The sequence below is a fragment of the Mycobacterium sp. SMC-11 genome (genome assembly GCF_046250095.1).
Taxonomy (GTDB): Bacteria; Actinomycetota; Actinomycetes; order Mycobacteriales; family Mycobacteriaceae; genus Mycobacterium; species Mycobacterium heraklionense_A.
In genome coordinates this window covers 148,106-164,063 of sequence record NZ_CP176430.1, presented here as the reverse complement: position 1 = coordinate 164,063, position 15,958 = coordinate 148,106, and the positions used below count along the sequence as shown (strand labels likewise).

The 15,958-nt window shown below is 66.4% G+C and carries 18 protein-coding genes and 1 pseudogene; 4 read left to right on the top strand and 15 right to left on the bottom strand.

Going from position 1 to position 15,958, the window contains the following annotated elements:
• Positions 1 to 14: 14 nt before the first annotated feature.
• A complete protein-coding gene (locus tag ACKY0X_RS00835) occupies positions 15 to 728 on the bottom strand; it encodes a hypothetical protein (protein WP_065041880.1) in 714 nt (237 codons plus the stop codon).
• The gene (locus ACKY0X_RS00830) at positions 725 to 1,441 is read right to left on the bottom strand and encodes a hypothetical protein (RefSeq protein WP_409427919.1); all 717 of its coding nucleotides are present in this window, start codon (positions 1,439 to 1,441) and stop codon (positions 725 to 727) included. The genes ACKY0X_RS00835 and ACKY0X_RS00830 overlap by 4 nt, the downstream gene beginning before the upstream one ends.
• Before the next feature lie 51 nt (positions 1,442 to 1,492).
• Here ACKY0X_RS00830 and ACKY0X_RS00825 point away from each other — a divergent pair, with 51 nt between their 5' ends.
• Positions 1,493 to 3,490 (top strand): M13 family metallopeptidase, encoded by a 1,998-nt coding sequence (locus ACKY0X_RS00825; protein ID WP_409427918.1) that lies wholly within the window; start codon positions 1,493 to 1,495, stop codon positions 3,488 to 3,490.
• Positions 3,491 to 3,533: 43 nt separating this feature from the next.
• Here ACKY0X_RS00825 and ACKY0X_RS00820 read toward each other — a convergent pair whose 3' ends face one another.
• The 4 genes from ACKY0X_RS00820 to ACKY0X_RS00805 form a co-directional block, all read right to left on the bottom strand.
• Positions 3,534 to 4,670 carry a L,D-transpeptidase family protein gene (locus ACKY0X_RS00820; protein WP_064888578.1) on the bottom strand — a complete coding sequence of 379 codons (1,137 nt, stop codon included), beginning with the start codon at positions 4,668 to 4,670 and terminating at the stop codon, positions 3,534 to 3,536.
• 160 nt (positions 4,671 to 4,830) lie between these two features.
• The gene (locus tag ACKY0X_RS00815; protein WP_409427917.1) at positions 4,831 to 6,042 is read right to left on the bottom strand and encodes an MFS transporter; all 1,212 of its coding nucleotides are present in this window, start codon (positions 6,040 to 6,042) and stop codon (positions 4,831 to 4,833) included.
• Between the two features lie 79 nt (positions 6,043 to 6,121).
• The gene (locus tag ACKY0X_RS00810; protein ID WP_409427916.1) at positions 6,122 to 6,415 is read right to left on the bottom strand and encodes a metal-sensitive transcriptional regulator; all 294 of its coding nucleotides are present in this window, start codon (positions 6,413 to 6,415) and stop codon (positions 6,122 to 6,124) included.
• Positions 6,412 to 6,984 (bottom strand): DUF305 domain-containing protein, encoded by a 573-nt coding sequence (locus ACKY0X_RS00805; protein ID WP_409427915.1) that lies wholly within the window; start codon positions 6,982 to 6,984, stop codon positions 6,412 to 6,414. Before ACKY0X_RS00805 ends, ACKY0X_RS00810 begins: the two co-directional genes overlap by 4 nt.
• A gap of 74 nt (positions 6,985 to 7,058) precedes the next feature.
• Between ACKY0X_RS00805 and ilvD the strand changes: the two genes are divergently transcribed.
• Entirely contained in the window at positions 7,059 to 8,783 is a 1,725-nt protein-coding gene (ilvD, locus tag ACKY0X_RS00800) for a dihydroxy-acid dehydratase (protein WP_409429761.1), read from the top strand.
• 56 nt (positions 8,784 to 8,839) lie between these two features.
• Here ilvD and ACKY0X_RS00795 read toward each other — a convergent pair whose 3' ends face one another.
• Both ACKY0X_RS00795 and ACKY0X_RS00790 read right to left on the bottom strand, forming a co-directional pair.
• Positions 8,840 to 9,283, bottom strand: a complete 444-nt coding sequence (locus tag ACKY0X_RS00795) for an SPW repeat protein (RefSeq protein ID WP_409427914.1) — start codon at positions 9,281 to 9,283, stop codon at positions 8,840 to 8,842.
• A 128-nt stretch (positions 9,284 to 9,411) separates the two neighbouring features.
• On the bottom strand, positions 9,412 to 10,071 hold the full coding sequence (locus ACKY0X_RS00790) for an O-methyltransferase (RefSeq protein ID WP_409427913.1): 660 nt from the start codon (positions 10,069 to 10,071) through the stop codon (positions 9,412 to 9,414).
• 123 nt (positions 10,072 to 10,194) lie between these two features.
• On the opposite strand from ACKY0X_RS00790, the gene mymT reads away from it, so the two are divergent.
• Positions 10,195 to 10,344, top strand: coding sequence for a metallothionein MymT (gene mymT / locus ACKY0X_RS00785; protein WP_081654569.1), 150 nt, complete (start codon positions 10,195 to 10,197; stop codon positions 10,342 to 10,344).
• Between the two features lie 81 nt (positions 10,345 to 10,425).
• On the opposite strand, the gene ACKY0X_RS00780 is transcribed toward mymT, so the two are convergent.
• Together ACKY0X_RS00780 and ACKY0X_RS00775 are read right to left on the bottom strand one after the other, a co-directional pair.
• A complete protein-coding gene (locus tag ACKY0X_RS00780; RefSeq protein ID WP_409429782.1) occupies positions 10,426 to 10,608 on the bottom strand; it encodes a hypothetical protein in 183 nt (60 codons plus the stop codon).
• A 97-nt stretch (positions 10,609 to 10,705) separates the two neighbouring features.
• Positions 10,706 to 11,008, bottom strand: a pseudogene (locus ACKY0X_RS00775) (transglutaminase-like domain-containing protein); the annotation flags it as partial.
• A gap of 143 nt (positions 11,009 to 11,151) precedes the next feature.
• Between ACKY0X_RS00775 and ACKY0X_RS00770 the strand changes: the two are divergent.
• Entirely contained in the window at positions 11,152 to 11,508 is a 357-nt protein-coding gene (locus tag ACKY0X_RS00770) for a hypothetical protein (protein ID WP_409427912.1), read from the top strand.
• A gap of 106 nt (positions 11,509 to 11,614) precedes the next feature.
• Here ACKY0X_RS00770 and ACKY0X_RS00765 read toward each other — a convergent pair whose 3' ends face one another.
• The 5 genes from ACKY0X_RS00765 to ACKY0X_RS00745 are packed head-to-tail and all read right to left on the bottom strand — an operon-like array spanning position 11,615 to position 15,919.
• The gene (locus ACKY0X_RS00765) at positions 11,615 to 12,001 is read right to left on the bottom strand and encodes a hypothetical protein (RefSeq protein WP_409427911.1); all 387 of its coding nucleotides are present in this window, start codon (positions 11,999 to 12,001) and stop codon (positions 11,615 to 11,617) included.
• Between the two features lie 11 nt (positions 12,002 to 12,012).
• Positions 12,013 to 13,689, bottom strand: a complete 1,677-nt coding sequence (locus ACKY0X_RS00760; protein ID WP_409427910.1) for a hypothetical protein — start codon at positions 13,687 to 13,689, stop codon at positions 12,013 to 12,015.
• 59 nt (positions 13,690 to 13,748) lie between these two features.
• On the bottom strand, positions 13,749 to 14,258 hold the full coding sequence (locus ACKY0X_RS00755) for a TIGR04338 family metallohydrolase (RefSeq protein WP_409429760.1): 510 nt from the start codon (positions 14,256 to 14,258) through the stop codon (positions 13,749 to 13,751).
• 11 nt (positions 14,259 to 14,269) lie between these two features.
• Positions 14,270 to 15,022 (bottom strand): DUF2786 domain-containing protein, encoded by a 753-nt coding sequence (locus ACKY0X_RS00750; protein ID WP_409427909.1) that lies wholly within the window; start codon positions 15,020 to 15,022, stop codon positions 14,270 to 14,272.
• 45 nt (positions 15,023 to 15,067) lie between these two features.
• On the bottom strand, positions 15,068 to 15,919 hold the full coding sequence (locus ACKY0X_RS00745; protein WP_409427908.1) for a lysophospholipase: 852 nt from the start codon (positions 15,917 to 15,919) through the stop codon (positions 15,068 to 15,070).
• Positions 15,920 to 15,958 lie beyond the last annotated feature (39 nt).

The following is a 15,958-nucleotide window of genomic DNA, read 5'->3' as shown; positions in this document are numbered from 1 at the left end:
GCTACGCCCTCGCGTCAGCGAGCGTGGATCGGGGACATCTCCAGGACCAGCCACTGACCGCCGCGCTTGGTCAGTGTCACCCGCACCGGCACTACCGACTGCTTGACCTGCTGGTTCGCCACCGTCTGGACGCTGCGCATCACGACTGCGACCCGCGCCGCCGACGGCCCCAGCGCCTCGACTCCGGCACTGAGCGTCTGCGCCTCGACCGCGATGTTGCGGTTGGCCATGTCGGTGGCGGTCCGGCCGATGCTCTCCCGAAACGCGTTGACCCGGTCCGGGACCATGTAGGTCGCAGCCTTCTCGATCGATGCGTCCGGGTTGGCCGGCGAGACGGTGGCCGCAGCTTCGGCCATGGCGACGGCGGTCTTGACCGCCTCACCCGAGTCGGCCTCCAGGTCGCGGTCCGGAACGGTCCAGCGCAGGTACCCGAGCACTGCCGCGGCCACCAACGCGGCCGTTGCCAGGCCGACGACCCCGAAGCGCAGGCCGGGCCGCTCATTGTCGGTGCCGACCGTGACCGCGTCACGGCGCAGCAGCACGAAGTTGACCACCATGCCCTCGACGATCAGCAGGATCAGCACCGAGCACAGCGACACGTACCAGACCGGCCAGTCCAGCGTCAGCCCCACCAGCAGCAGGCCGCCGACCGCGGCCAGCGGCGCGGCGATGTCGACGGCCACCATCCGCCACAGGGATTGCGTTTTCAGGAGTTCCAGCTTGCTCATCGAATCGACCTCAATCGGGAGATCATCAGATTGCCGGCGACGTCGGTGACGTCGAGGTGTAATGCCCAGTGCACGGTCTGGGGCCTGCCTCCGACGTTCTCGGCGATCGAGGTGGCGATCACCATCACCGGGTCGGTACGGCCGGGGTTCGACGGCTTGTCGCTGCCGGTCGCGGCCGGCTCGTCGAGATCGTGGTGCTCGAGCTCGATGGCGACGGCTTCGATCCGGCCGGTGCTGCGGGACTGGATTCGCTGCACCACGTCACGGTAGGGCGCCAAGGCCGCATCGAACTCGCTGTTGAGTTCGCCGACGGTCTTGTCGCGCAGCCGCGCCATGCCCTTCTCGACGTTCTCGGCGTTCAAGTTGATCAGCACGCTGGTCCAGCTGGCCGCGGTCTGCAGCACCTGACTGCGGTGTGCGCGCTCCTTGACGTCATTGTGGTGCATGCGCCAGGTGATCCCGCCGAAGATCACCGCGGCCACCGCGACCAGAGCGAGGGCCACCGAGCCCCACCCGTAGCCGGAGAGGCCACCGCCCGAGGCCGCCGCTGCCGGCTTGCTGTGGGTGCTCTTTTTGCCGGCCTTCGCTGGCGCCTTTTCGTGGACCTGCTCTGCAGCGGCCGGGTCCTCGGTGCTCTCTACAGTGACGTCGTCGAGCTCGGTGATCTCAGAGTCCACCTCGGTGGCGTCGTCGGGTTGCTGCTCGTCAGGCATGGCGGTGACGCTACAGGAGAGCTGCAGCATCCGTCGTGGAAGGATGGGACGGTGACCTCACCAGCCACCCGTTCCGGCCTTGATCTCACCCATATAGATAGTGCTGTCCGCCCGCAGGACGATCTGTTCGGTCATGTCAACGGCCGATGGCTCGAGGGCTACGAGATGCCACCGGACCGTGCCACCGACGGAGCCTTTCGCGCTTTGTTTGATCGCGCCGAGATCCAGGTCCGCGACCTGCTCACCGAGGCCGGCGAGTCGGCCGCGGCGAGTGCGGATGCGGCCGATACCGACGAGCGCCGGATCGGCGACCTCTACGCCAGTTTCTTGGACGAGCAGACCGTCCGCGAGCGCGGGGTGGAGCCGCTGCGCCAGGAGCTGGCCGCGATCGACAACGCCGGTGACCGCGAGACCTTGGCTCGGGCGGTGGCCGCCGGCCAGCGCACCGGGGTCGGCGGCGGCGTCGGGCTATACGTGGACACCGACTCGAAAGACTCGACTCGCTACCTGCTGCACCTGAATCAGTCGGGCGTCGGGCTGCCCGATGAGTCCTACTACCGCGAGGAGCAGCACGCCGAGATCCTGGCGGCCTACCCGCGGCACATCGCAGCGATGTTCGCTCTGGTCTACGGCGGGGAACCGGACGAGCACGCCGCGACCGCGGCACGCATCGTGGCGTTGGAGACCCGGTTGGCGGGCGCGCACTGGGATGTGGTGAAGCGCCGCGACGCCGAGCTGACCTACAACCTGCGCACCTTCGCCGAGCTGCCGACCGAGGCGCCTGGCTTCGACTGGGCCGGCTGGGTGGGTGCTCTCGGCGTCGCAGTCGCGGCTGCCGACGAGCTGGTCGTGCGGCAACCCGATTTCCTGGCGGCGTTCGCCGCATTGTGGGAGAGCGCGGACTTCGCCGACTGGCAGGACTGGGCACGGTGGCGGGTCATTCATGCGCGCGCCGGGCTGCTGACCGAAGAACTGGTCGCCGAGGACTTCGAGTTCTACGGACGCCGACTGTCGGGCACCGAGCAGATCCGGGACCGCTGGAAGCGTGGCGTGTCCGTGGTGGAGTCCCTGATGGGCGATGCCGTCGGAAAACTTTATGTGGCAAAGCATTTCCCGCCGGACGCCAAGGCACGCATCGACGAGCTGGTAGGAAATCTGCGCGAGGCCTACCGGGTAAGCATCACCAACCTGGACTGGATGACCCCGGAAACACGCGAGCGAGCGCTGGCCAAACTGGACAAGTTCACCGCCAAGGTCGGCTATCCCGCAAAGTGGCGGGACTACTCCGCGCTGGTCACCGACCCAGCCGACCTCTACGGCAACTACCTGCGCGGCTACGCGGTCAACTACGACCGCGAACTGGCTAAGTTGGGCCAGCCGGTGGACCGCGACGAATGGTTCATGACACCGCAGACCGTGAACGCCTATTACAACCCGGGAATGAACGAGATCGTCTTCCCCGCCGCGATCCTGCAACCGCCGTTCTTCGACGCCGACGCCGACGACGCGGCCAACTACGGCGGTATCGGCGCGGTGATCGGCCACGAGATCGGGCACGGTTTCGACGACCAGGGCGCCAAGTACGACGGTGACGGCAACCTGGTCGATTGGTGGACCGACGCCGACCGCGCCGAATTCGGTTCCCGCACACGCGCGTTGATCGCCCAGTACGAGAACTATGTGCCGCGTGAACTGGACGGCGACCGACACGTGAATGGCGCGTTCACCGTCGGGGAGAACATCGGTGATCTGGGCGGGCTTTCCATTGCTCTGCTCGCCTACCAGCTGTCACTGGCCGGCACCGAGGCTCCGGTGATCGACGGCTTGACCGGCACCCAGCGCGTTTTCTTCGGCTGGGCGCAGGTGTGGCGCACGAAATCCCGTGACGCCGAGGCGATCCGGCGCCTGGCGGTGGATCCGCATTCTCCGCCGGAGTTCCGCTGCAACGGAGTGATCCGCAACATGGACGCCTACTACGACGCCTTCGGCGTCACGCCAGACGACGCGCTCTACCTCGAGCCCGCATCCCGGGTCCAGATCTGGAACTGAGCACCGCCAGGTGCCCTAGCGCGCGCAGCTGAGGGCGCGCGCCCTACATCTGCCAGTCTTGGGAACCGTCGTTCTTGGTGTAGCTACCGACGGAGTTCTTCACCACGACCGGATCGCCGCTGCCGAAGTTGTCGTAGAACCACTTGGCGTTGGCCGGGCTGAGGTTGATGCAGCCGTGGCTGACGTTGCGCTTGCCCTGATCGGCCACTGACCACGGCGCGCTGTGCACGAAGCCGCCGCTGTTGTCGATCCGGACCGCATCCTGCACGGTGAGCTTGTATCCCCAACTGGAGTTCACCGGCACGCCGTAGGTGGAGGAGTCCATCACTACCGTGGGGAACTTCTCCAGCACGTAGTAGGTGCCGTTGGGGGTCTCGTGCCCACCAGCGCTCATCCCCATCGACATCGGGAAGGTCTTCTCCACCTTGCCGTCACGGGTGATCGTCATCTGGTGCGTCTTGTCATCGGCGGTGGCCACCAGGGAGTCCCCGGTGCGGAAGCTTGACTTGGTGCCGCCCGCGTCGATGTTGACGACGGTGTGGGCGGGCCAGAAGTTCAGCGGACGCCACCGCACCTGGCTGGGCGTCATCCAGTAGAACTTGCCGGACACCGGCGGGTTCGACGAGATGTGGATCGCCTGCTCGGCCATTGCCTTGTCGGCGATCGGCCGCTGGAAGTCGATGATGATCGGCTTGGCGACACCCACCATCGAGCCATTGACGGGGTTAAATGACGGCGGCAGGAACGGCGCCGTCCCAGTGAACGGCTCCGGGTTCTGTCCCACGACCGGTCCGGAGGCGGCGGCCGGCACCGCACCGGGCTGCCCCGGGACTGCCGGGTCTGCCGAGCCGGCCGGAACTGCCTGCGGGTCCGGACCCGGGGGGACGCCCTCGGGCGCGGCGGGTAACCCGGGTGCGAGCTCGGGCGGTGGCGGGAACGCCGGCGGCTCGCCCGGCGGGGGCGGCGGAGGGGGCAGCTCCGGCGGAGGCGGCGGGAACTGGGGGAACTCCGGCGGGGGTGGCGGCGCGGCCGGGTCGGCCGGGCCGGCGTCCGCTGCGGCCGGGTCGCCGGGCTGCTGCGGCGGATCAGCCAGGGCTGATCCACAACCGAGCGTGAGACTCGCGGCCAAACCAGCCGCGCTGAGCCACGCGCCGAACTGCGCGAGCTTCCATCCCGACATCTACCTACCTCCGGTCACGATCTTGATCCCAGTGTCTCACAGGATGGTTGCCAGCTAACTCTCGAAGTGGGCGAGATGCGGCGCGAGATGCGAAAGACGCCCCCTTTGACCAGGCGATTTAATTGCCGGCGGAGTGGCGAACGTTACCGCTCCAGGAACGTCAGGGAACGACGAACAGGCGCTTGCTGGCCGCGATACCGACCGCGGCGACGCCGACCAGCAGTGCTGAGGCTGCCAACATGGCCGAGGTCCCGGCCCGCTCGAACAGCAGCCCGCCGGCCAGCGAGCCACCGGTGATACCGACCTGAAACGCCGTCACGTACAACCCCGACGCACCGTCGGGGTCGTCGGGCGCGGTGCGCATCGCCGCCGACTGCAGCATCGGCGACACCGCCATCGCCATCGCACCCCACAGCACGATCGCGGCCGCCCCCACCGCCGTCGTACCGGTGGTGTGATGCCCACCGAGGGACAGCGCCGCCAGGACCACGAAGGCCGCCGACATTGCGGCCATGCAGCCGCCGGTGACCAGTTTGGGTCGATGGTCGACTGGTCGGGCCAGCAGCGGCATCGCGATCAACCCGGCCGCACCGAATGCCGCGAGCAACCAGGCCAGGCGGGCCCCCGGCACACCGACCACGTCACCGATGATCACCGCGATGAAGGTGTAGGAGATGAAGTGCCCGGTGACAGCGATCAACATCAGCGTGCTCACCGCCACCAGGCGCCCGTTGCGGTGGTGATGGTTGCCGACCAGCGCCAGCTGGTCGGTGCTGAGCACCAGGGCCGGCAGCGCGAAGCGGGCTGCCAAGGTGATGGCCGCGGCCGCCACCGTGATCACCACTACGGCCAGCCGCCATCCCCACAGCAGGCTCATCGCCGAGGTCAGCGGGATGCCGACCACCAGCGCGAGGCTGGTGCCGACATAGATCGCTGTCGTCGCGCGGCCCGAATGGCTGGGTGGCACCAGTCGGGTGGCGATGGGCGCCAACACCGACCACATCAGGCCGTGCGTGACGGCGCACAGCGCCCGGCCGCCGGCCAGCACGGCGAAGTTCGGCGCGAGCGCCGAGATCACCTGGGAAGCGGTCAGGCAGACCAGGGTGAGCAGCAGCACCCGGCGGCGCGGCCAGAATGCGGTCCAGCGCACCAGCGGAAGCGTCGTCGCCGCTGCCACCACGGCGTACCAGGCCAGCAACGTCCCGACCAGCGCCTCGCTGACGTCCAGACCGGCCGAGATCGCAGGCAGCGCACCGACCGGCAGGATCTCGGCGGTGGCGTAGATGAAAGCCGCGGCGGACAGAATCGCCAACCGCGCCGTGGTCTGTGGCGTCCACGGCCTCAATCGGGCATTTCCGGTTTCAACAGTCATGTGTTGGGGGCAGCGTCGAGTGGTGTGTGGCGCATGGCGCTCCCGGTAACTGCTGGCTCACATGGTAACGGCGCGAGGGTCAGGAACGAACTAACCGCGCAATCGCTGCCGAGGCTTCGGCGAGTTTCGCGTCGGCCTCCGGGCCACCGGTTGCGACAGCCCCGCTGACGCAGTGCACCAGGTGTTCATCCACCAGGTTCAGCGCTACGGACCGCAGCGCACTGTTCACCGCACTGATCTGGGTGAGGACGTCAATGCAGTACTTGTCCTCTTCGATCATCTTGGCAATGCCACGCACCTGGCCCTCGATGCGGCGCATCCGCTTGGCGTAGTTGTCTTTGCGCGGGGAGTATCCCGGAGCATCGGTGGTCATGGCGCCCCCAACAGTTGGTTCATCTGGTTGATCTCGGCTTGCTGAAACGGCAGGAGTGATTGCGCGATACTGATCGCCTCGGGACTCTCGCCATGTTGAATCTGGTTCTGCGCCAGCGTGATCGCGCCACGCTGGTGGGCGATCATGGTTTGCAGCCACAGGGTGTCGAATGCCGGTCCGCGCAGACCGCGCAGCTTGTCGATGACGGCCTTGTCCACCATGCCGGGAATGTCAGCGGCCCGGGCCTGCTCGGAGCGCCCGGCGGGGACCTCCCACTGCAACAGCTGCGCCTGACAACCCTGCAGTTCGGTGCGTTGCTGGGTTGCGCTCTGATCGGCGAACGCGACCAGCGCCGGGTCGCCGCTCTGGCTGTACACCATGGCCGCCAGCTCCAGGGACTGCTGGTGATGGATCACCATGTCTTCCAGAAACCTCACGTCGGCGGGGCTGCCGGAGGCCATACCTGCCGCACTTGACGACGCTTCGGGCGCCGAATTGGGCGCATGGTGACAACCGCCGGTGGCCATGCTGACAATGGCCGCGACGACGACGGTAAGAACCGATCTCATGCGCCCACTTTAGCGCATACCCCCTTGGGGTATTTTATTCGTTTTGCCCGGTCCAGCCCTACCGGCATACTGAGCTGGTGAATTCTGGGAGCAGCAACGCCGCCGGGGCGTCCGTCGACATCAAACCGCGCAGTCGTGACGTCACCGACGGCCTGGAGAAGACGGCCGCCCGCGGCATGTTGCGTGCCGTCGGCATGGGCGACGACGACTTCGCCAAGCCCCAGATCGGTGTGGCCTCGTCGTGGAACGAGATCACGCCCTGCAACCTGTCGCTGGATCGGTTGGCCAAGGCCGCCAAAGAGGGCGTCTTGGAGGCCAGCGGTTACCCGCTGGAATTCGGCACCATCTCGGTCTCCGACGGCATCTCGATGGGCCATGAGGGCATGCACTTCTCACTGGTCTCGCGCGAGGTCATCGCCGACAGCGTTGAGACCGTGATGTGCGCCGAACGGTTGGACGGCTCGGTGTTGCTGGCCGGTTGCGACAAGTCGCTGCCGGGGATGTTGATGGCCGCGGCACGCTTGAACCTGGCCTCGGTCTTCCTCTACGCGGGCTCGACCATGCCGGGCTACGCAAAATTGTCCGACGGCACCGAGCGCGAGGTGACGATCATCGACGCGTTCGAGGCGGTCGGCGCCTGTTCGCGCGGGCTGATGTCCCAAGAGGACGTCGACGTCATCGAGCGCTCGATCTGTCCCGGCGAGGGCGCCTGCGGCGGCATGTACACCGCCAACACCATGGCCAGTGCGGCCGAGGCGCTGGGCATGTCGCTGCCCGGCAGCGCGTCCCCGCCGGCGATCGACCGGCGCCGCGACGGCTACGCCCGAGCCAGCGGCCAGGCCGTGGTGGAGCTGCTGCGCCGTGGCATCACGGCCCGCGACATCTTGACCAAAGAGGCGTTCGAGAACGCGATCGCGGTGGTGATGGCGTTCGGCGGATCGACCAACGCGGTGCTGCACCTGCTGGCGATCGCCCGCGAGGCCGAGGTGGACCTGACCCTGGCCGACTTCTCTCGGGTGGGCGCCAAGGTGCCGCACCTGGCCGACGTCAAGCCGTTCGGGGCGCACGTCATGTACGACATCGACAAGATCGGTGGGGTGCCGGTCATGTTGAAGACCCTGCTGGAAGCCGGTCTGCTGCACGGCGACTGCATGACCGTCACTGGAAAGACGATGGCGGAGAACATCGCCGAGCTCAATCCCCCGGTCGTCGACGGCAAGGTGCTACACGCGTTGACCAACCCGATCCACCCGACCGGCGGTATCACCATTCTGCGCGGCTCGCTGGCGCCGGAGGGCGCGGTGGTCAAGTCCGCGGGCTTCGACACCGACGTGTTCGAAGGGACCGCACGGGTTTTCGATGGCGAGCGGGCGGCGCTGGATGCGCTGGAAGACGGCACGATCAGTGCCGGCGACGCCGTGGTGATCCGCTACGAGGGCCCCAAGGGCGGGCCCGGGATGCGGGAGATGCTGGCGATCACCGGGGCCATCAAGGGCGCCGGTCTCGGTAAGGACGTCCTGCTGCTGACCGACGGTCGGTTCTCCGGCGGCACCACCGGCCTGTGCGTCGGCCACATCGCCCCCGAGGCGGTGGACGGCGGACCGGTGGCGTTCCTGCGCGACGGCGACAAGATCCGCCTCGACGTGGCGAACGCGACCCTGGACGTGGTGGCGGATCCCGATGAATTCGCCGCCCGCGCTGAGGGTTTCACTCCGCCGCCGCCGCGTTACACCACCGGCGTGCTCGCTAAGTACCGCAAGCTGGTGGGCTCCGCGGCCAACGGCGCCGTCTGCGGCTAGCCGTCGACGGTCATTGGGGCCCACCCGCCTGCGGGGGACTATTCGCGATGGGTTCGTCAGGCGTGCCGGGCTGACTCGCTGCGCGCCCGCATACCGAAGTACGCGGCATTGAGGCCCAGGATCGTCAACAGCGCACCGGTGATCACGTTGGACCAGATCATCTCGGTGCTCGGCGTTCCGTGCATGAGAATCCAGGGCGACGCGATGAACCACACCCCGAAGACTGGCAGGGTCCACGCGAGCCCGTGCATGCGATCGAGCGCCGCCGCCATCCCGCACGCCAGGAAGGCGACGCAGAGCCCGACGACCAGGTTCGTGATGGTCAACCTGGTGGTCGTCTCGAATCCGACAATCCACGGAGACACCGCCCCGTAGACGGCCGTCAGCAGCGTCAATCCGAAGGTTCCCTGAGCCGTCATCGACTCGGCGGCGCGCTCGTACCGTGCCCGCAGAGCTAACAGATCAGGGTGGTGTTCGATTGATGAATGGACTGTACTCATTTCGTAACCTTTCTGTTATGCAACAGGCGGTTTGGTGCCAGCTGCACCCATCCATCTGATGAAAGGTTACGCCCGGCCACTGTTTGCCAGCAACGAAAAGTTCGCCGCCGAACAGCGCCCGACCACGGCTAGTCGACGACGGCTAAGGCGAAGCCGTCCCAGCCCTTGGACCCGACAGTCTGCAGGGCGGCGGACCGCAGCCGCGGGTGTGTGCCCATCAGCTCCAACACATCCCGGCTGCCACGCGCCGTCGCGTCGTCGGAGCGCGGGTCCAGGATCGCACCCTCGCGGATCACGTTGTCCACCACGATCACCGAGCCGGGACGGCATAGCTGCACGGCCCAATTCAGGTAGCCGACGTTGTTCTCCTTGTCGGCGTCGATGAACACCAGATCGAACGGCTCGCCGGCCAGAGTCGGCAGGGTGTCCAATGCGGCGCCCACCAGAATCTGCACCCGATCACCAACGCCGGCACGGTCCAGATTGCCGCGGGCGACCTCGGCATGCCTGGGCTCGTACTCCAGCGTCACCACCGAGCCAGCCGGTCCGACGGCGCGCGCTAACCAGATGGTGCTGTAGCCGCCCAGCGTGCCGATCTCCAGGATGCGGGTGGCGCGGGCTGCGGTCGCCAGTAGGTTCAGGAACTTGCCTTGTTGTACCGAGACCGCGATGGGCGGAAGTCCGGCCTCATCGCTGGCGACCAGCGCCGCCGTCAGTGCCGGGTCTTCTCCGGCGAACAGGTTGTCCAGCAGGGCATCAACATCACGGTGCGTGGGCTTTTCAGTCACTTCACCCAGGCTAGCCCCCGATCGCGGTTCCGGCTCCCGATTATTCTTTACCCCATACCCCTATGGGGTATATAGTCGGGGCACCCCGGCGCCCGCCGGGGATCACAGAGGAAGGTGTGAGACATGGCGAACTACGAAGACGGGACCCTGCTGACCTGCGGCCACGAGGGCTGCGGCTGCCGCGTCCGCATCGAGACGGCGTGCCACTGCTCTGGCTCGGGGCAGGCCTACCGCTGCACCTGCGGCGACGAGCTGGTACCCGTCAAGAGCTGACGAGCAGCGCCGGTGACGCACAACCTCGACCGTTGTGCGTCACCGAACGCCTGTTCTTGGTCTACACCAGCCGGGGGCTGTTTAGCAGGCTTCGGCACCAAGTGCCGTCGGCAAGCAGAGCGCAAGGACGTCAGGCGCATCGCGCAGCGTGTCAACGACGCGCTTCGCGGGGGAGGCAAAGATCTGCGGGTAGTCGATCTCGCCGAGGGGCGCGTCGACCGGCCACGCGAGCCTTTCCGCGCCGAGCGAGAACTGCGCGTCCACGCCCGCCTTGTTGCCACGGGCGTCCTGGCGGTGCCAGGCTCCGTCGAGATTGACCGCAACGAGTCCGTGGAGGCCCGTCGCCGTGCACAAGGCGCTGGTAACAGAGGCCGGTAGGGATGCCTTCTGACGTAAGCAGTGCCGCCAGCAAGTGTGATTTGTCGTAGCAGAGTCCGACGCGATATTCGAGAACCTCGCTGGCGGTCAGTGTCACTCGGGGATCTGCGACGTCATAGGAGTGCGCGACCACGTCTCGCACCCACTCGAAAGCGGCCTCGGCGAACAACACATCATCGACCGCAGACTGCCGCAATTCCCGAGCAAGGTTCCGGACAGCCGGCTCTTTGCACTGGATGAATTCGTCATCTCCCAGATACGCCTCCGGCCCTTCGGCTTCGAGCACTGGGAAGGAATTCGTCACCCACTGACCTTAGCCAGATCCGAAGTCCGCCACTCTGCCGGACGCTATCATGAGCGAAACCCATGGGTGAACCCGCCAACGCGCCACATCCTCAAACCAGGACCACAAGAAAACGAGACGTCGGGATGAAACTACTCATCGCCGCTCTTGCGGCAAGCATCGCAGCGGCACCGATTGCCAGTGCTGATGACCAATCACTCCTCGACCGTAACCAATCATTCCTCGACCGGGCTCACGAGCTTGGCGTTCCAAGTCAGTACGGCTTCCTTGGGCGTGCGGATGACAACAGCACTCTTGCTGGAGGATTGGGGACTTGTCGTGGCCTCAGAGAGGGCATGACCCTTGAGCAGATGGAACCGAGGCCGTCTCTTAGCCCGATCCTCAACGCTTTTCCGCATTTTTATTGGGAGATTGCTCAGGCGGCACAGGAGAAACTTTGCCCTGACACCCTTGGTGCGCCCAGTGAAAGACCGAATACCTAGCTAGCCAGGAACGCGCGTCTTCTCGACAGAAATCGTCGACGGCGCGTTGCCCGACATACCACGACATACCAACAGTCAGGCGGCCTTGCGAGGGACCGCGCAGAGGCTAGCGAGGACGCTCTTCTGCCAATAAGGCTGCACGCGCCGACCCAAAGTGTATTTCAAAAATATCCTTCAACCACGTCATAATCTCGTTATCTCCAGCACTCATTCCGGGGGTCTTCAACTGATCGTGCGCATCGCTGAGACGTAGCATGGCTTGCCATGCCCTCGATTGGTTGGATAAACCGAACTCATTCGGCGCATCGAGCGGCGCTAGCATGAAGTTGAAGCCACCATTTCGCGCAGACCAATAAAGCTGCAATTTGCAGTCAGAGCCTCGGTAGAAAATCGCCCATGCTCTACGATTATCATATGTAAGGGCGTCCTGCACTTCGTCCATCTCTAAACCCACGCCGGAAAGTGTGCGGCCCAAGTATTGGTCCAGCTCCATTGGCTTCATGGTCAGCCATCTCCTCCGTACAACCACACATTGCCGTATTGTCGATAGCCATATTGAGCGGCGTTTTCCTTCAGAAAATTTATCTCAGCAGCGGAGTACGACAACCTGTCCTCCGCTGCCAGTTGCTCAACGCTTGTGCAGCCCTCCGGAATTACGTATTCAATCCGCGGCACTCCCTCTTCCATCTGAGCGCGGAGAAACTGTTCGTTTACTTGCCACGCCGGGCCTCGCTGCTGCGTTTCGCCAAGTCCGTGGGTTAGTGCATCCCAGGTTCGGTCACCGGTATCGAAGTAGATGCCACCGTGCCCTCTGGCCTCGCCGATGTAGCCACCCTCCTGGAAGGCGAACTTACCCAGGACAACCCGATCCGGGTTGTCGCCAACGTAATGGGTGGACATGTCAGCGACTTCCTCGCTCAAACCTGCCGTCGGCCCTCCGTGCCTACTCGCGTAGTTGAGATCCATGGCGGACTGTTCCGCCCACGGGTGGTAGGTGGCGGGCACATCGAATCCGACTTCTGCGTACGACGAAACCACCGGGCCCGCGTCGAGTACCCCGCGGCCCATCTCACCGAGCCCCGCCCGGATCGATGCCCCCTCCGCGCCAAAGGGAAGCGTGACGGCGGCGGAGCCGATGTCGAAAGCCTTCTCGCCCAGAAAGTAGGCGGGGCTGGGCGCGTTCAGGGCGTCCTTGACTTGGGCGACACCCACGCCGACCGGGTTGATGAAGGTGTCGCCAAGCCCTTTGGCCAGGCCGCCCCAAGATTCCAGGACGCCGGGGGCGCCCGGGCCGCCCTGCCCGAGCAGGTTCTTGACGGCATCTTCGGTGACGCGCCAACGGTCCCCGAATGCGTCGCCGAAACCTAACGGCACCCGCCGCTGCGATTCGGGGGCAACGTAGCGCGGTAGCGGCTGCTGGGCCTGGAGCACCGCGGCGTTGATGCGCGCTTCGATCTGATCCGGCGCAACACCGTCGTTGGCCAGGACCTCCCGGGCTAAGACCTTGAAACTCTCCACATCGCCGGGGTTCACCGGTGCCGGCGCGTCGCCGGCCTCGAACCCGTGCACCACGGCATCGGGCTCGTAGCCATCCTTGACCCGCAGATTCGTCAGCGCCGCCTGCAACGTCTTGGAATAGGCACCGCGAATCAGCGTGACGTTGGACAGTACGGTCCGTGTGTCGGATATCGAACCTTCCCAACACTTTTCGATCAGGGCGTCGACGTCGTCACCGTGTAGTTGGTAAGCCAGGTAGTGGGTGTTGTAGTCAGCCAGAAACTCGTCGTAGCCCCGCAGGTTGGCATTGAGCGCTTCGATCTGCTCGCTGCAACTCTGCCGGGCCTGGGCTAGGGCGGCGGCGATGGTCTCCAAGTCGGCCGCGATCTGGCCGAGTTGTTGGTTGGTGGCGTGCAGGCCTTCTTTGACCAGTTGCACTTCGGCGCCATTGTTGATCGGCTGCTCACCGTTCTCGCGGTTGTACTGCTCGAAGTGCTGTCGAGCGGTGCGGAAGGTCTCCTCGGCCGCGGTGGACGAGCCGGCCGCCGAATGAAACGCCTGCGCCAGGAAGTTGATCTGGGTGGGACTTCCGGCCTGCACGCCGTCATCAACGGCCCAGGGGTCACCGCCCGCCGCAGCTACCAGGTCGCCGAGCCCCAAATACCGCAGGCTCGGACGACTCACGGCGCACCCGCGCTACCCGCCATCGTCAGATAATGACCCACGCTGCGCCGGAGCGCACGTCACCGCACGCCCTCCTTGGCGAACACCACCCGCAGCACATATCCCAACTCCGGCCCCATCACCATTTCGGTCAGCTCACAGAACGTCGCGACGAATTCCGGGCCGTGCGGCGGTCGAGCCTCACACAGATGGTGCGCAATCTCATGCAGCACCACCAGTTCTCGCAACGCCCAGTCCACCCCGCGCTGATCCGGTACGGCGATAACGCCCGCCGCACCGAGCTTCTCGTAATGCGCGGCCGTAGTCCCACGGCGCGCACGCACCGTCAACATAGAAGCATCCGGCCACCGAGCGCGCACCGGCGAGAGCGCCATGACGTCATCGACATAGCGCCCGACGGCGGCCGCCGAACCGAAACGGGCCTCGGGCGGCAACGTCAGCTCGGCGCCGAAGAACTCCACGCTGCGCCTGCCGCTCTCGGCAGCGCGGTCGAACAGGGTGCGGACGAAGACCTCCGCGGCGTAAACCTTGGCGCGCTGACCGTCGCGCCCGGAAGCGCCTTCACTCAATGTTCCAGCGCTCACCGCTCCAGCGCGGACCGCGCCACCGACAGCTCAGCACTCTCGCCCAGCCGGGCGTTGCGCCCGGCCCGATCCCCGGCCCGTCGTGCCGCGGACGAGTATCCCGCCGACGCCCGGGTGGCCCGCCAGGTGCCCCGCGCCTTGGAGGTACCGCGGTAGAAGTCGCGCAGCTCGACCTCTTTGTTGCGCAACGCAATCGCGGTGCCAGGTGGCCGGCTCCGATCCTTCTCGGCGTCGCGTCGGGTCTCGTCGCGGGCCTCGGCCAGCCGCTGGCCGACCCGAGCACCGAATGCCAGGTGGAAGTTCAGTCGAGCGGTGATGGTCGGGGTGGGCCGGTGCGCGCCGGTGGCGATATAGGCGTCCGACGCCCGGACCATCTGGACGACCAGGCTGGCGTAGAGCGCGTGGGTGGCGTCGATGTCCTCGGCGAAGCCGTAGGCGTAGACATAGGTCGAGTTGGTCGCCACGTCGCAGCGCACGTCGTTGGCGGCGGCGATCCCCACGAACAGCTGCACATAGGTGCGCAACCCCCGGGCGCCGGGCTCACCGATGGTGATGGTGCGCTGCACCGGCGCGGTGGCCGCTGTTCGGGTGGCGGAGTGCGCGCGAGCCACCGCCAGGTCGATAGAGGTCGCGGTGGCCAGCCGCTGCGCCGCCGCCATGAACGCATCGGCTTCGTGGGCGTTGTCGGTGCCCTCGGCCTGGCGCAACAGTGCGGCGATCCGCGCCAACATCTTGTCGTCGGTGCTCATGGCCGCCACGCTAACCGACAGCGGCGACACCGCGCCGACAGCAACTCACAGATGCGCGTCGATCCAACCCACCACGTCGTCGAGCACCTGCGCACGCTCCGGCTCGTTGAATACCTCGTGGTAAAGCCCCGGATACACGGTCAGCCGCACGTCGTTCGAGCCGACGCACTCCACCAGCCGCCTGCTGCCTTCGGCGGGCACCAGACCGTCGTCGGCGCCGTGGACCACCAGCAGCGGCACCGTGAGCGCCTGCGCCCGCGTCGGCATGGTCTCGCCGACCTTGATCAGCGCGCGCGCCACCCCGGCCGGCACCCGGCCGTGGTGCACCAGCGGATCCTCGTTGTAGGCGACCACCACCGCCGGGTCGCGCGAGACCAGAGCACTGTCGAGCTTCTCCACCGGCAGGCTCGGCGCGATAGCCCCCACCGCTTTGGCGACAAACGCCAATCCCGGCGACACCGTGTCGGTCATGGCCACCGCGGGTCCGGACAGCACCATCAGCTGGTAGTCGTCGGGGCGGTCGACGCCGTAGCTGAACACGATCGCCCCGCCCATGCTGTGCCCGAGCACCACGCGCGGCAGTCCGGGGTGTTCGCGGGCAGCGATCCCGCCCAGCGTGTGGAAGTCACCGGTGTATTCCGCGATGTTGCGGCACAGCACTCGCTTGCCGCCCGAGCGCCCGTGTCCGCGGTGGTCCAGCGCATAGGTCACGAACCCCGCCGCAGCGAACCGCTTCGCGACATGGTCGTAGCGACGGGCATGCTCGCCGAAGCCGTGGGACAGCACCACCACGGCGCGCGGCGGCACATCCGGCGTCCAGGTGTCGTAGACGATCGGTACCGCCCGCACGCCGTCAAAGGTTCGCTCGATGCGGGTCCCAGAGCCAGGGGATGCCATCAGGGCAGCGTAACGGCCCACGAGCCCGCCCAGGTAACC

Coding starts and splice junctions, on each gene's coding strand:
- ACKY0X_RS00815 (WP_409427917.1), bottom strand. CDS start 6,042: ATGACTGTTGAAACCGGAAATGCCCGATTGAGGCCGTGGACGCCACAG.
- ACKY0X_RS00795 (WP_409427914.1), bottom strand. CDS start 9,283: ATGAGTACAGTCCATTCATCAATCGAACACCACCCTGATCTGTTAGCT.
- ACKY0X_RS00810 (WP_409427916.1), bottom strand. CDS start 6,415: ATGACCACCGATGCTCCGGGATACTCCCCGCGCAAAGACAACTACGCC.
- ACKY0X_RS00770 (WP_409427912.1), top strand. CDS start 11,152: ATGAAACTACTCATCGCCGCTCTTGCGGCAAGCATCGCAGCGGCACCG.
- ACKY0X_RS00765 (WP_409427911.1), bottom strand. CDS start 12,001: ATGGAGCTGGACCAATACTTGGGCCGCACACTTTCCGGCGTGGGTTTA.
- ACKY0X_RS00820 (WP_064888578.1), bottom strand. CDS start 4,670: ATGTCGGGATGGAAGCTCGCGCAGTTCGGCGCGTGGCTCAGCGCGGCT.
- mymT (WP_081654569.1), top strand. CDS start 10,195: ATGGCGAACTACGAAGACGGGACCCTGCTGACCTGCGGCCACGAGGGC.
- ACKY0X_RS00745 (WP_409427908.1), bottom strand. CDS start 15,919: ATGGCATCCCCTGGCTCTGGGACCCGCATCGAGCGAACCTTTGACGGC.
- ACKY0X_RS00750 (WP_409427909.1), bottom strand. CDS start 15,022: ATGAGCACCGACGACAAGATGTTGGCGCGGATCGCCGCACTGTTGCGC.
- ACKY0X_RS00805 (WP_409427915.1), bottom strand. CDS start 6,984: ATGAGATCGGTTCTTACCGTCGTCGTCGCGGCCATTGTCAGCATGGCC.
- ACKY0X_RS00835 (WP_065041880.1), bottom strand. CDS start 728: ATGAGCAAGCTGGAACTCCTGAAAACGCAATCCCTGTGGCGGATGGTG.
- ACKY0X_RS00830 (WP_409427919.1), bottom strand. CDS start 1,441: ATGCCTGACGAGCAGCAACCCGACGACGCCACCGAGGTGGACTCTGAG.